The organism is Binatus sp. (SeqCode) (genome assembly GCF_035272065.1).
Classification (GTDB): Bacteria; Desulfobacterota; Binatia; order Binatales; family Binataceae; genus Binatus.
On record NZ_DATEQZ010000017.1, the window covers coordinates 1 to 13,015 of the forward strand.

The 13,015-nt window shown below is 60.8% G+C and carries 15 protein-coding genes; 12 read left to right on the top strand and 3 right to left on the bottom strand.

Annotation, left to right across the window (positions count from 1 at the left end):
* The 8 genes from VJX68_RS02075 to hypE all read left to right on the top strand — a co-directional run.
* A partial coding sequence (locus VJX68_RS02075) for a 4Fe-4S dicluster domain-containing protein (protein ID WP_324093978.1) occupies nucleotides 1–981 on the top strand: 981 nt, incomplete at its 5' end.
* A gap of 8 nt (nucleotides 982–989) precedes the next feature.
* On the top strand, nucleotides 990–1,805 hold the full coding sequence (locus VJX68_RS02080; RefSeq protein WP_324093979.1) for an FAD/NAD(P)-binding protein: 816 nt from the start codon (nucleotides 990–992) through the stop codon (nucleotides 1,803–1,805).
* Nucleotides 1,802–2,578 carry an NADH-quinone oxidoreductase subunit B family protein gene (locus VJX68_RS02085; protein ID WP_324093980.1) on the top strand — a complete coding sequence of 259 codons (777 nt, stop codon included), beginning with the start codon at nucleotides 1,802–1,804 and terminating at the stop codon, nucleotides 2,576–2,578. The genes VJX68_RS02080 and VJX68_RS02085 overlap by 4 nt, the downstream gene beginning before the upstream one ends.
* Nucleotides 2,553–3,857 carry a Ni/Fe hydrogenase subunit alpha gene (locus VJX68_RS02090; protein ID WP_324093981.1) on the top strand — a complete coding sequence of 435 codons (1,305 nt, stop codon included), beginning with the start codon at nucleotides 2,553–2,555 and terminating at the stop codon, nucleotides 3,855–3,857. The genes VJX68_RS02085 and VJX68_RS02090 overlap by 26 nt, the downstream gene beginning before the upstream one ends.
* The gene (gene hypF / locus VJX68_RS02095) at nucleotides 3,854–6,571 is read left to right on the top strand and encodes a carbamoyltransferase HypF (RefSeq protein WP_324093982.1); all 2,718 of its coding nucleotides are present in this window, start codon (nucleotides 3,854–3,856) and stop codon (nucleotides 6,569–6,571) included. Before VJX68_RS02090 ends, hypF begins: the two co-directional genes overlap by 4 nt.
* 13 nt (nucleotides 6,572–6,584) lie before the next feature.
* Nucleotides 6,585–6,833 (top strand): HypC/HybG/HupF family hydrogenase formation chaperone, encoded by a 249-nt coding sequence (locus tag VJX68_RS02100; protein ID WP_324093983.1) that lies wholly within the window; start codon nucleotides 6,585–6,587, stop codon nucleotides 6,831–6,833.
* Nucleotides 6,830–7,939: a hydrogenase formation protein HypD gene (hypD, locus tag VJX68_RS02105; protein ID WP_324093984.1), complete on the top strand. Its 1,110-nt coding sequence runs from the start codon at nucleotides 6,830–6,832 to the stop codon at nucleotides 7,937–7,939. The genes VJX68_RS02100 and hypD overlap by 4 nt, the downstream gene beginning before the upstream one ends.
* Nucleotides 7,882–9,003 (top strand): hydrogenase expression/formation protein HypE, encoded by a 1,122-nt coding sequence (hypE, locus tag VJX68_RS02110; protein ID WP_324093985.1) that lies wholly within the window; start codon nucleotides 7,882–7,884, stop codon nucleotides 9,001–9,003. Before hypD ends, hypE begins: the two co-directional genes overlap by 58 nt.
* A gap of 63 nt (nucleotides 9,004–9,066) precedes the next feature.
* Here the strand turns inward: hypE and VJX68_RS02115 are convergent, their stop codons facing one another.
* The 3 genes from VJX68_RS02115 to VJX68_RS02125 all read right to left on the bottom strand — a co-directional run bounded on the left by VJX68_RS02115 (nucleotide 9,067) and on the right by VJX68_RS02125 (nucleotide 10,872).
* A complete protein-coding gene (locus tag VJX68_RS02115; protein ID WP_324093986.1) occupies nucleotides 9,067–9,543 on the bottom strand; it encodes a YbhB/YbcL family Raf kinase inhibitor-like protein in 477 nt (158 codons plus the stop codon).
* Between the two features lie 115 nt (nucleotides 9,544–9,658).
* Entirely contained in the window at nucleotides 9,659–10,009 is a 351-nt protein-coding gene (locus VJX68_RS02120) for a hypothetical protein (RefSeq protein ID WP_324093987.1), read from the bottom strand.
* 44 nt (nucleotides 10,010–10,053) lie between these two features.
* Nucleotides 10,054–10,872 carry a CBS domain-containing protein gene (locus VJX68_RS02125; protein WP_324093988.1) on the bottom strand — a complete coding sequence of 273 codons (819 nt, stop codon included), beginning with the start codon at nucleotides 10,870–10,872 and terminating at the stop codon, nucleotides 10,054–10,056.
* A 313-nt stretch (nucleotides 10,873–11,185) separates the two neighbouring features.
* Here VJX68_RS02125 and VJX68_RS02130 point away from each other — a divergent pair, with 313 nt between their 5' ends.
* The 4 genes from VJX68_RS02130 to VJX68_RS02145 all read left to right on the top strand — a co-directional run bounded on the left by VJX68_RS02130 (nucleotide 11,186) and on the right by VJX68_RS02145 (nucleotide 12,862).
* Nucleotides 11,186–11,485, top strand: a complete 300-nt coding sequence (locus tag VJX68_RS02130) for a GYD domain-containing protein (protein ID WP_324093989.1) — start codon at nucleotides 11,186–11,188, stop codon at nucleotides 11,483–11,485.
* A 61-nt stretch (nucleotides 11,486–11,546) separates the two neighbouring features.
* Entirely contained in the window at nucleotides 11,547–12,059 is a 513-nt protein-coding gene (locus VJX68_RS02135; protein WP_324093990.1) for a CBS domain-containing protein, read from the top strand.
* 192 nt (nucleotides 12,060–12,251) lie between these two features.
* Nucleotides 12,252–12,608, top strand: a complete 357-nt coding sequence (locus VJX68_RS02140) for a hypothetical protein (protein ID WP_324093991.1) — start codon at nucleotides 12,252–12,254, stop codon at nucleotides 12,606–12,608.
* 59 nt (nucleotides 12,609–12,667) lie between these two features.
* Nucleotides 12,668–12,862 (top strand): hypothetical protein, encoded by a 195-nt coding sequence (locus tag VJX68_RS02145; RefSeq protein WP_324093992.1) that lies wholly within the window; start codon nucleotides 12,668–12,670, stop codon nucleotides 12,860–12,862.
* Nucleotides 12,863–13,015 lie beyond the last annotated feature (153 nt).

Here is a 13,015-nt window from a genome sequence, read left to right on the forward strand (position 1 = left end):
AAGCTATCCGACCTGGCGGTCGCGCTACGCGATACGCAGGAGCCCGGACGCTATCGGCTCGTGCAGGGCGCGGCCGGAGAAATATTCGGAGTGGTGAATGGAGCGGGCTCGCTCAAACCGTTTTTTTTCGCGCCCGAGGAAGCGCTGCTTGAAGTAAAACGCGAGCGGCGCAGCTTCAAGGTCAGCGAAGTAACGCCCGCGCCGGCACGTCTCGCATTTATCGGCGTGCGCGCGTGCGACCTGGCGGCGCTTGCCGTGCAGGATCGTATTTTTCTGCACGACCGCTTTCACGACACGCACTACCAGGCGCGGCGCAAGGATGCGTTTCTGGTCGCCGTCAACTGCACCCGCTCCGCGCCGACCTGCTTTTGTGTCTCGATGAAGACCGGCCCGGAAGCGGCGGCGGGGTTCGATCTTTCGCTGACCGAGTTGGAACAAGGCTTTGTGATGCGAGTCGGCTCAACCGCCGGCGAAGCGATCGCCGCGGAGCTCAGCTTGAGCGCCGCCGGCCACGATGCAGTCGCGTCGGAAAGAGCTCGGATCGACGGATGTATTGCCGGTATGCAGCGCCGCCTCGATACCACGGACCTGCCCCGCCTGCTCTACGATGAAGCCGAGAACCCACGCTGGAAAGACGTCGCATCGCGATGCCTTTCGTGTACGAACTGCACGATGGTCTGCCCGACCTGCTTCTGCCATGCCGTGGTTGACCAGGAAGAGATAGACGGCAACATGAGCCGGCGCGTGCGCAAATGGGACTCGTGCTTCTCCCTCGAGCACGCGCATATCCACGGAATCAACTTCCGCCCAAAGATTGAGAACCGCTACCGCCAGTGGCTCACGCACAAGCTGGCTTCGTGGATCGATCAGTTCGGCACCTCGGGATGCGTCGGATGCGGCCGCTGCATCACCTGGTGCCCGGTGGGCATCGACCTGACCGAGGAAGTCAAGGCGATCCGCGCCCATCCGGTGAAGGGGTGACTCCTTACATGATATATTCGGCGCGCATTACCGCGCGCCGCACCGAGGCCGCAGGCATCTACACCTTCACCATGCGCTTCGTCGACAACGACGTAAGACGCGCGTACAGCTTCAAGGCGGGGCAGTTCAACATGCTTTATGCTTTCGGCGTCGGCGAGGTTCCGATTTCGATCGTCTCCGATCCGGCCGATTCCGAAAACCTTGAACACACGATCCGGATAGCCGGGCGTGTCACAGGCGTGATGGCTGGATGGAAAGTCGGCGACGTGGTGGGAGTGCGCGGTCCCTATGGCAACGGATGGCCAGTCGAAGAGGCGCGCGGGCGCGACGTGGTGATCGTAACCGGCGGTCTCGGATGCGCGCCGGTGGTCGGGCTTATCAACTATATATTCCGTCGTCGCGACCAATACGACGAATTGCACATCCTGCACGGCGTGAAGACACCGAACGATCTTCTGTACCGCGAGCGTTTCGACGAATGGCGCCGGGCGCCGCGTACCAAGGTTTACCTCACGACGGATAAGCCCGATAAAAGCTGGCACTACCAAATCGGGGTAGTGACGGAGCTCTTCGACGAACTCACGGCGCCGCCGTCGTCGATCGTGATGATGTGCGGACCCGAGGTGATGATGCGGTTTGCGGCGCAAACGCTGCGGCATAAGGGCATCGGCGACGAAGCGATCTACCTCTCGATGGAACGGCGGATGGAGTGCGCGGTCGGACTCTGCGGCCATTGCCAATACCGTGAGCACTTTGTCTGCAAAGACGGGCCCGTGTTTTCGTATCGCACGGTCAAACAACTGTTCGGAATATCGAACATATGAAACCTCGCGTCGCGGTATTCAAGTTCGCCTCGTGCGATGGCTGCCAGTTGCAGTTCCTGAACGCCGAGGACGAACTGCTCAAGCTCGCGGGACAAGTGGATTTCGCCTATTTTCCCGAAGCGCGGAGCCGCGCCCTCGAAGGGCCGTACGATATCGCTTTCGTGGAGGGCAGTATCACCACTCCCGACGATGCGCGCCGCATCATCAAGGTGCGCGAGGAAAGCCGCTTTCTTGTCACGATCGGTGCTTGCGCGACGGCGGGTGGAATTCAGGCCTTGCGCAACTGGGCCGATGTCGAGCAATACAGGCGCGTCGTCTATCCGAGCCCCGAGTTCATCTCGACCCTCTCGACCTCGACTCCTATCTCTGAGCATGTTCGCGTGGACTTCGAAGTGTGGGGCTGTCCCGTCGACAAGCATCAGCTTCTTGCCGTGGTGCGATCGCTGTTGTCCAAGGCGCAGCCGGTTCTTCCGGCGTACAGCGTGTGCATGGAATGCAAGCGGCGCGGCAACGTGTGCGTAATCGTTGCGCGTGGCGAGCCGTGCCTGGGCCCCGTGACGCGCGCGGGATGCGGCGCGCTGTGCCCGGCGTTCAATCGCGGATGCTATGGATGCTTCGGGCCGGCCGACGATCAGAATATGGAATCGTTCGCGCGATTGCTGACCAGTCAAAACGTCACCGGCGACGATGCTATGCGCCGCTTGCGCGGAATAAACGGTTACGTGCGGCCATGGCGGGAGACTGCGGATGCCATCGCGGCGGGCAAAAAGTAGAACCATTCAGGTCAACTATCTGACCCGCGTCGAGGGCGAAGCCGCCCTGCGCATCCAACTGCGCGACGGCGAGCTGATTGATCTTCGTCTCGAAATCTTCGAGCCGCCGCGGTTCTTCGAATCTTTTTTGCGCGGACGTGACTCGCGTGAAGCGCCGGACCTCACCGCACGGATCTGCGGCATCTGCCCGGTCGCATATCAGATGAGCACGGTTCACGCCTTCGAACGCCTGTACGACATCACGATCGATCCGGCCGTCCGCGAACTGCGGCGCCTCTACCTCTGCGGCGAATGGATCGAAAGCCATGCGCTGCACATCCACATGTTGGCGGCGCCGGATTTCCTGGGATGCGACAGCATCATCACGCTGGCCGACAAGCATCGCGAGGCGGTCGAGCGCGGCCTCAGAATGAAGAAAGTCGGCAACGCGATTGTTGCGGCGCTCGGTGGCCGATCGGTGCATCCTGTGGGTGCGTGCATCGGCGGCTTCACCCGCGCCCCCCGCCGCGATCAGCTCGCGGATCTGCGCGAGCAGCTTCTCCGCGTGCGTAACGACGCGGTCGAATGCGTGCGATGGGTCTCACACTTCGACTTGCCCGCCGTTACCCGCGATATCGAATTCGTGTCGCTGCGGCATCCGGACGAGTATCCGATGAACGAGGGGCGAATAGCGTCGAGCAAGGGCATCGACGCGGCGCCGGACGACTTTGACGATTTCTTCGAAGAGCATCAGGTGCCTTACTCGAACGCGTTGCACTGCAAGGTGAAGGGTCGCGGACCCTACTTCCTCGGACCGCTCGCGCGCGTGAATCTGAATTTCGATCGGATGAGCTTGGACGTAACCTCCGTGGCGCGCGACACCGGCATTCCCTGGCCCAATTCGAACCCCTACACGAGCATCGTCGCGCGCGCCCTCGAAGTCCTGTACGCGATCGACGAAGCGGTGAGAGTCATCGATGGGTATCAGCCGCCGCCGGCGCCTGCTGCATCGTTCGAAGTTTGCTCCGGCGTCGGACGGGCGATCACCGAGGCGCCGCGTGGTTCGCTGTATCACGCGTTCGAAACCGACGAGCACGGCCTGATTCACTCGGCGCGAATTGTACCGCCGACATCGCAGAACCAGGCGCGAATCGAAGCCGACCTGCGCGAGTTGGTTCCCGACGTCATCCAACGCGGCCAGGCGGAAGCTACGCGCATGTGCGAAACGGCGATTCGCAACTACGATCCGTGCATCTCGTGTTCGACCCACTTTCTGAAGCTCGAGATCGAACGGCATTGATTCGGATCATCGGAATAGGCAGTCCCTTCGGCGACGACGCCGTGGGGCTGGAGATCGCGCGAGTGCTCGCGGAGTCGCCACCGCCGAATTGCGAGGTGATCGCGGCCGACCGCCCAGGCACGACGCTCGCGGACTTGCTGGATGGCGCCGACGCCGCGATTCTCATCGACGCGATCCGTTCGGGAGCGCCGCCCGGAACGATCCATGGATTCGCGTTCGATGAACTCGAGCGCTGTGCGGCGCGCTTTGTCTCTTCGCACGATCTCGGGGTCGCTGCCGCAATCCAACTAGCTCAAAAGCTGGGACACGCGCCCTCTGTTGGCAGGGTGATCGGAATTGAAATCGCACCCGGGAGCACGGCTCAGATCTGCGGACTCAGCGTCGGAACGCGCGAAGCGATGCGCCATGCGGTCGAGTACGTGCGGTCGGCGGCCGGCGAATTCGACGATCGGCAGCGTGAGCGTCTGGTCATCGCCGGGACCGTTCAAGGCGTCGGACTGCGGCCGTTTGTATGGCGGCTTGCGCAATCGCTGCGGCTCGCGGGCTTCGTGCGTAACGTTCCCTCCGGCGTCGAGATCGAGGTCGAGGGCAGCCGCGCTTTTCTGCGCGAATTTCGCCACCGCCTGCAGGCGGAACTTCCGACCGCGGCTGTGATCGAAAGCATCAAGTCCGAGCGGTTGCCGCTCCGAAGCGATAGCGATTTTTCCGCGATGCCGAGTGAGCGCGGGACCGCCGCGACGACGATTCCGCCGGACCTCGCTGCCTGCGCCCAGTGCGTAAGCGAAATCTTTGATCCCGCCGACCGCCGCTATCGGTATCCTTTCACCAACTGCACGTCATGCGGTCCGCGCTTCACCGTGGTTCGCTCGCTGCCCTACGATCGCGAGAACACCACTTTGCGTGACTTTCCGCTTTGCGACCAATGCAGGAGCGAGTATCTGGATCCCTCGAATCGGCGCTTCAGAGCCGAGCCGATAGCGTGCCCCTACTGCGGTCCCAAAGCGTGGCTCGAGGTGACAGCGCCGCGATGGGAATTCGCGGTGGACGGCGAGGACTGCATCGCGCGCGCGGCGGCAATCTTGCGAGCGGGCGGCATTGTCGCCGTTCAGGGCATCGGCGGTGTCCATCTCGCGTGTGACGCCACTAGCGAAGCCGCCGTCGCACGTCTGCGTATTATCAAACGGCGTGAGCACAAACCGCTCGCGGTGATGGTCGGTTCAATCGAGTCGGCGCGAAGCCTCGCGGAAGTCTCTGATGATGAAGCCGCATTGCTTACGTCGCCGCAGGCGCCGATCGTTCTGGTGCGCAGACGCGAAGGCGCTCAACTGGCACGCGCGATCGCGCCGGGCAATGACCACGTGGGAGTAATGCTTGCCTACTCCCCGCTGCATCACCTGATCACTAGCGATGCCGCTCGCCCGCTCGTTATGACCAGCGCCAACCTGCCGGGCGAGCCGCTCGCCCGGAACGGCGATGAAACGACCGCCCTATTCGCGGATCAAGTCGATGCGCTGCTAATGCACAATCGGCCGATTCATCAGCGTTGCGATGACGGCGTTTGGATCGTCGGACCGCGCGGGCCGCAACCCGTTCGCCTGAGCCGCGGCGGCACACCGCGTTCAGTCGGTGTGCCGGTTACGGCGCAGGTTCCGATTCTCGGTGCGGGCGGCGATATCAAGAACAGCTTCTGCATCCTGTCGAACAACAATGCTCTGATGAGCCAGTACGTCGGTACGCTGCAAAGCGTGGCAACGCAGGATCACTTTCGCGACTCGCTGGAGAAGTGGATCGCCATGAGCGGTATCGCGCCGCGCGTCGCCGCTCACGACCTGCATCCGCAAGCGTTTGGGCGCAAAATGGGCGCGCGCCTCAGTGTGCGAACTATCGGTGTGCAGCACCATCATGCACACATCGCTGCATGCATGGCTGAAAATGGCTATAAACGCCCCGCGATTGGTATCGCCTTTGATGGGACCGGGTATGGCCTCGACGGCGCAATCTGGGGTGGCGAGGCGATGATCGCCGACTACCGCCTCTTCCGCCGGGTTTCGCATCTGCAATATCTGCCGCTTGCCGGCGGCGATGCCGCGATTCGCCATCCGGCGCGGGTCGCCGCGGCGTTTTTGATCGCACTGTTTGGATCGAAGTTTGACGATCGAGTATCAGGGCTCGTCGGCGAAGAACATGCACGCATACTCGCGACGATGGTCGATCGGCGCATCAACACGGTTCAGACTTCTAGTTGCGGCCGGCTATTCGATGCAGTCGCGGCGCTGCTTGGTGTGCGGGACGAGATCACCTACGAAGCGCAGGCCGCAATCGAACTGGAGACGCTGGCGCGCAGCTCGCCTCCGGCAAACTACATCTATCCGGTCTCGATCCGCGACGAGGCCATCCAGACCGGAGACATTCTTGGCGCGATTATCGGCGATTTGGAAAGCGGAGCGCCGAAGCCGAAGATTGCACGGGCTTTTCACGACACGATGGCGGAGGTTGCGTCGCGAATGGCTTTGGACGCGCGTGCGAAGAGCGGCATCGACGTCGTGGCGCTGAGCGGCGGATGTTTTCAAAACCGCCTGCTGCAAGCAGCGGCGATCGAACGCATCGAACGGGAAGGATTCACCGTCCTGGTTCATCACCGGGTGCCGGCTAACGATGGCGGTTTGGCTTTAGGGCAGGCGCTGGTCGCGGCCGCTTGCCTGAACTCGGAATAGTTGGAGGTTCGTGATGTGTCTTGGCATTCCCGGCAGGATAGTCCTAATCGTCGATGAACAAGGCCTCCGAATGGGCGAAATCGATTTCGGCGGCGTCACGCGCAAGGTGTGCCTCGCCTATGTGCCGGAGGCGGTAGTAGGGGATTACGCGATCGTGCACGCGGGCTTCGCGATCAGCACGGTGGATGAGAAGGAAGCGGCGCGAACGCTGGAGCTGGCGCGCGAAATCGAAACGCAGTTCCCGGGGGAAGACGAGTCATGAAATTCCTCGACGAATTTCGCGACGCGGCTGTCGTGCGTACGCTGCTTGAGCGGATTCGCGCAACGATCACCCGGCCCTGGACTATCATGGAGGTCTGCGGCGGGCAGACTCATACCATCGTCCGCTACGGGCTCGATGAGTTGCTGCCGCGCGAAGTAACGCTGGTTCACGGTCCCGGATGCCCCGTATGCGTGACGCCAATCGAGATGATTGACCTTGCGATCGAGCTGTCCAAACGTCCGGGCCTTACGCTGTGCTCGTTCGGTGACATGCTCCGTGTACCCGGTTCCGCGTGCGACCTGTTCGACGCGCGCGCGGCCGGCGCCGATGTGCGGGTAGTTTATTCGCCGCTCGACGCGCTCGACCTTGCGCGCCGCGAGCCTTCGCGCGAGGTGGTGTTCTTTGCGGTGGGATTTGAAACTACGGCGCCGACCACCGCAATGGCTGTCCATCAGACCGCACGCCTCAAGGTCCCCAACTTTTCTGTCATCGCCGCGCACGTGCGCGTTCCGCCGGCGATCGAGGCGATACTTTCCTCCGATGACAATCGCGTGCAGGGATTTCTGGCGGCGGGCCACGTATGCACGGTCATGGGAATCGACGAGTACCGGCCGCTCGTCGAGAAATTCAAAGTGCCGATCATCATTACCGGCTTCGAGCCGGTCGACCTGCTGCAAGGCGTCGCTATGTGCGTGGCGCAGCTCGAAGAAGGCCGCGCCGAAGTCGAAAATCAATACGCACGCTCGGTAAGGAATGAGGGCAATGTCACCGCGCGCGATCTGATGGCGGAAGTGTTCACCTTTGTCGATCGCCGATGGCGTGGACTCGACACTCTGCCAAAAAGCGCGTTGGCCCTGAACGATCGTTATGCGGCCTACGATGCGATTCGGCGGTTCGGCCTGACCCAGGCGCCCACGAATGAGCCCATCGAATGTCGTGCCGGCGAGGTGCTGCGCGGCCTGCTCAAACCTACACAATGCCCGGCCTTTGGAAGCTCGTGCACGCCGGATCATCCACTGGGCGCCCCGATGGTTTCCACGGAAGGCGCATGCGCCGCGTATTTTCGCGCCGGCCGGCTTGCGGCAGCGGCGACGGGGGCGAAGTGAGCGATTCGAATCGAAACGCCTCTCCGGCCTTACTTAGCTGTCCTGCGCCGGGCCCCGAGGGCGAGGTCGTCGTGCTGGGCCACGGCAGTGGCGGGCGGCTGACGGCGGAATTGGTGAGCAAGGTTTTTCTGTCTGCGCTTTCGAATCCAATCCTGGATCGCCTCAACGACAGCGCCGAAATGAAGGTCGGCGCGAGTCGGATCGTGTTCACTACCGATTCGTTCGTGGTAAGTCCGCTCCGATTCCCGGGCGGCGACATCGGCTCGCTCGCGGTCAACGGCACGGTCAACGATCTGGCGGTGGCGGGTGGTCAGCCGCTCGGCCTGTCGGCCGCGTTCATCCTCGAAGAGGGGCTTCCCATCGCGGAACTCGAAGCGATCGTGCAATCGATGCGCACGGCGGCCGACCGCGCCGGAGTTGCGATAATCGCAGCGGACACGAAAGTCGTTGAGCATGGCAAAGCGGACGGCCTCTTCATCACGACCAGCGGCATTGGCGTCGTCGCAGGCAGTACCGAGCTCGGACCCGAGCGAATCCAGGTTGGCGACGCGGTTTTAGTTAGCGGCCCGATCGGAGATCACGGAATCAGCGTGATGTCGGCACGCGAGGGGCTTGAATTCCAGACCACGATCGTCAGTGACAGCGCCCCCCTTAACGGCCTCGTTTCCTTGATGCTGGAAAGCGGCGGGGCGATTCGATGCATGCGCGATCCCACACGCGGCGGCGTCGCCACGGTGATCAACGAACTGGCGAAAAGCTCCGGCGTCGAAATACTCATCGAGGAGACCGCGATGCCGGTGCGCGACGGAGTCCGCGCAGCGTGCGAAATCCTCGGTCTCGATCCCTTATATGTCGCATGCGAGGGCCGGCTGGTTGCGATCGTCGACAGTGCGTCTGCGGACAAAGTGCTTGTTGCGATGCGCCGTCATTCGCTCGGCCGCGACTCATGCCGCATCGGCTCCGTCACCGGAAGTGGCGCGTCGCGCGTGCTGTTGCGAACCGCCTTTGGAACGACCCGTCTGCTCGATGTGCTCGCAGGCGCGCAACTTCCGCGCATTTGCTGAGAGTACTTTTCGCGCAGCTGGGCTTGTCGAGCAGGGGGGATGGGCGCGCCTGATGCGGACACCTCAACGCTTGCGCTGATAGGTTCCGATCAGCGTCGCCTGGGCCAGGACATGGCCTTTCATCGCGGCTTCAAGTTTTGCTTTGGTTGGCCGATTGAGGTCAGGCAGTATTCTGTCCAACGCATAGAGCTTGAAAAAATACCGGTGACGTCCGATTGGGGGGCATGGCCCGCCGTAACCGGTGCGCTTCCAGTCATTCACGCCAGCCAGGGTTCCGGTTGGCAGTTTGGCGGAACCGGCTGCCTCGGCCAGGCCATCGAGCGTGGGCGGAAGATTGTAAAGTACCCAATGCACCCAGGTCATTTTTGGCGCGGCCGGATCGGGGGCGTCCGGGTCATCGGCGATTAAGGCGAGGCTTCGCGTTCCCTCAGGAACGTTCGACCAGGCCAGCGCAGGAGAAAGATCGTTTCCGTCGCACGTGTAAACGGGAGGTATCTTGCCCTGATTCTTAAAGGCAGGAGAGGTCAGCTTCAGTGCCATTGCGAGGTATCTCCTCGGATAGCTTATTGCGAAGCGTCTGAAATCGTCCGGCGGCATCGCCAACCGCATCAACGCACCTGCCCGAATATGCGGCTCTTCTCGCAGCGTGGACCATTCAGCACGTCACGTGGAGGATCGCATTCGTGTTCGCCGGATTCTTGCCGAGTTCCTTAATCGCCGCGTCCGTTGGCAGAATCATAATCTCTACGTCCCGCCGGCGTGCCTCGAGTTTCACTTCGTCCATCACCGGGAGCGCGTCGTATTTTCCCGAGCCGACTATCAGCCGTCGGCATTTCCAGGGTATTTCTTCTTCCAGCGAAAGCGGAGTATGCCCGAACTGCTCGTGGAATTTCCGCGAGGCTTTTTTCTTGCGTTTGCGAATCTTTCCACAGTCGATTACCACGTCATGTTCGTACGCTTCGCCGTCGATTTCAATTGAGCCAAAAGTAAATTTGCCAAACTCCATCGCTGCACCTTCTGACGTTTGTACGCGGTCCGCTCGCGACCGTTCTAGTGCGATGCGTAGTGATCGGCTACGTCAGCAAAAACCTTGAGAATGTCGGAAGTCGTTATGACACCGACGAGTTTTCGGTTGTCGACCACCGGTAGTCCGTTCACTTCGCATTCCAATAATAGCCGCGCAGCTTCCTGAAGAGAGGTCCTCGGAGAAACCGCGATCACCTCGCGAGTCATCAGCAGTCCGATCGTGGTGTCAGGTGTCGTGTCGTTGAAAATATCCCGATCGGTCACGATACCTGCGACTTCGCCACCCTCCACCACGGGGACCCATCGAACGTGATCCCGCGCCATCAACTGGCGCACACGAGCGACGGTCGTATCCGCTGAGATTGTCAGCGGGGCCACCGTCATATGGGTGCCGACCGCGTCTGGGTCGCCGCTCGCGCTGGGCCTTACGGTCACGACGGGACAGATCGATTCGCGCACAACCCGTTCGGCTACACTGCCAGGAAAGGCTTTCGGCTTGCTGCGGCTGACGTGAGTCGCGATTACGACGAGGTCGGCTTTGAGTTCCTCCTCGACGCGGATGATTGCAATCGCCGGGTCGCCGGTTCGCGTAACAACCTCATAGCGGAGGTCGTCGAGATGGTCCTGGCAGATTCCCATCAGCCGTTCCTTGGCGACTCGCTCAATTGCGACGCAAGCGTCGACCTGGGCCTGGATCAGGCCCGGACTCACGGGCGGGAGTACATGCAGAACGTACACCGTCGCGCTCGAGAGCCGAGCCAATTCCCCGGCCGTTTGCAGAGCCTTCAGAGAGTTTTCATCGAAATCGATCGGGCTGAGAATAATTCGAAATGACTGTGGCATTGTCAATTACCTTTTGCTTCTAATCTCAAGACGCGTGGCCGGCGTCGTAACACCAATAGAAATCGACGAGACGCATTTCTCATCTCCTGTATCCGAACGCGACAGCCAAAAATGCTTTTGTGGCTCGATCGGAGCCGGCAATTTGAACTCACCAGCAGAAGTGGCTGCCTCACGTTCTTCTGTTCTAAGCTGAGCATCGCATGTGCCAATCCGAGTCTCACGATAATCGAAAATCTCTTACCGGGAGCAGCCGGCGTCGGCTCCGGCATACCTCATGCTCTAGTTGTTGCCAAATCCGACAGGAGATATCGCAATGGCGACGTACATAATGCTTACTAGACTCTCACCCGAGGCACTAAAAAGGCCGGAATCCGTAGTTGAACTCAACAAGCAAGTTGCAGAGCGAATCAAACGCGAATGTCCCGACGTAAAATGGATAGCCAACTACGCGGTCCTCGGACCCACGGATTACGTTGATGTGTTCGAGGCCCATGATCCCGAGACGGCAACCAAAATCTCACTCCTGGTCCGTAGCTTCGGGCACGCAACGACAGAGACATGGATCGCCACGGCGTGGGATCGTTTCGCCGCGCTTGCAAAGACTCTGAAGTAAGGGGCTTCGCGCGACCTTTAGATCGTCACTTGCTCGGGTTATTTTGTCGAGGACGTCAATTATGATTGAAAAAACCAAAGCCCGTCGTACGATTACCGTAGCTCGTCCCAAGGCGGCAGGGCCGCGCAGCCCAGGAACCAGTACGCGGATCGAGAACTGGATGACCAAGCGGATAATCACTGTCCGTCCCCACGATAGCGTGGCGGACGCGAGGAGCGCGCTGGAGCGGCACAGGATCAATCAGCTTCCGGTGGTGGTTAATGGAAGGTTGGTGGGAATCGTCACAGATCGCGACTTGCGCAGTGCTTCGGATAGCATGCGCGTGAGTGGGATGGCTGCAAGGGCCGACTTGGTTCAAGAAGATGTGATTCCGGAAAACATTACGGTTGAAACGGTGATGTCAGCCAAGGTGATGAAATTGAAGCCGCAGGACGCTATAGAACGGGCGGCTAGTCTGATGCGTCGGGAGCGGATCGGCGGAATTCCGGTCGTGGACGGGAAGAGACTAGTGGGAATCATTACTCGCAGCGATGTTCTCAAAGCGTTCATCGCTCTTAGTGGCAAAGCAAGTTAGCGGGGACCTCGCACAATGAAAGGCACCGATAGACCGAAAGGCAAAGGCTTGATTCGCAGTCTGAATCGCAAAGGCACGAGTTTCGACAAGAGCCCTCCTGTGGCCCGCCGGGGAGGGGTTTTCAAGGACCCCTCGATATGCGAGCGATGCGGGGCTTTCTATGAGCGGAAACGTTGGCATCGCGCGGGACCCATGACCACCGACAAGCTGTCCGGCGCCGCCTGGGTCATATGCCCGGCGTGCGCGGAAGCAAAAAGCGGCATCGCCTACGGGAAAGTCCTGGTAAGCGGCGACTTCGCGCGTGAGCATCTGGATCAGATTCGCCGCCGCATTGCCAACGTCGACAGTCGTGCGAGGGCTAGTCAACCGGAGCGACGGATACTATCCGCGGATTGGGATGGGAAGACGTTCGAGATACTGACAACCTCGCAAAAACTCGCGCATCGCATCGCCCGGGAGCTCGAGAAGGTCTTCGGCGGACGCGCGAAGTACCATTGGTCGGACGAAGATGGCAGCTTGTTCGCGACCTGGAAGCGTGAGGCTCGCTAGCGAACTCTGAAGTTGGCCGCCCTCTTCGTCGCGATAATCAAAATCGGGAGTGAAACCAAATGCCTCAATTCGAGGGGAGATCCGAAGTCGGAAGTTTCCAGGAAGCCATTGATGATGCGGTGGAGAGGGCCAGACAGTCAGAGCTCCGTGCGGAGATGACCGTTTCCTATCAGGTCACTAAGATCAGCGGCGCGCGTGGCGGAATTGCAGGCATCAACCGGATGCTCGTGGTGATCGAGGCAGAAGTGCATTGATCATCAAGCCCATCTAGTGGCCTGTAACAGATGAAATGGTATCAAGGCCGATGCGCTGTGAGGGGTCGCGGTAAGTCCACTTGATAGGCTTGGGTGCGCGATTGTAGTGACGGATGTAGCGCATGAGCTTGCGGGCCAAGTCCTTGACCGAGG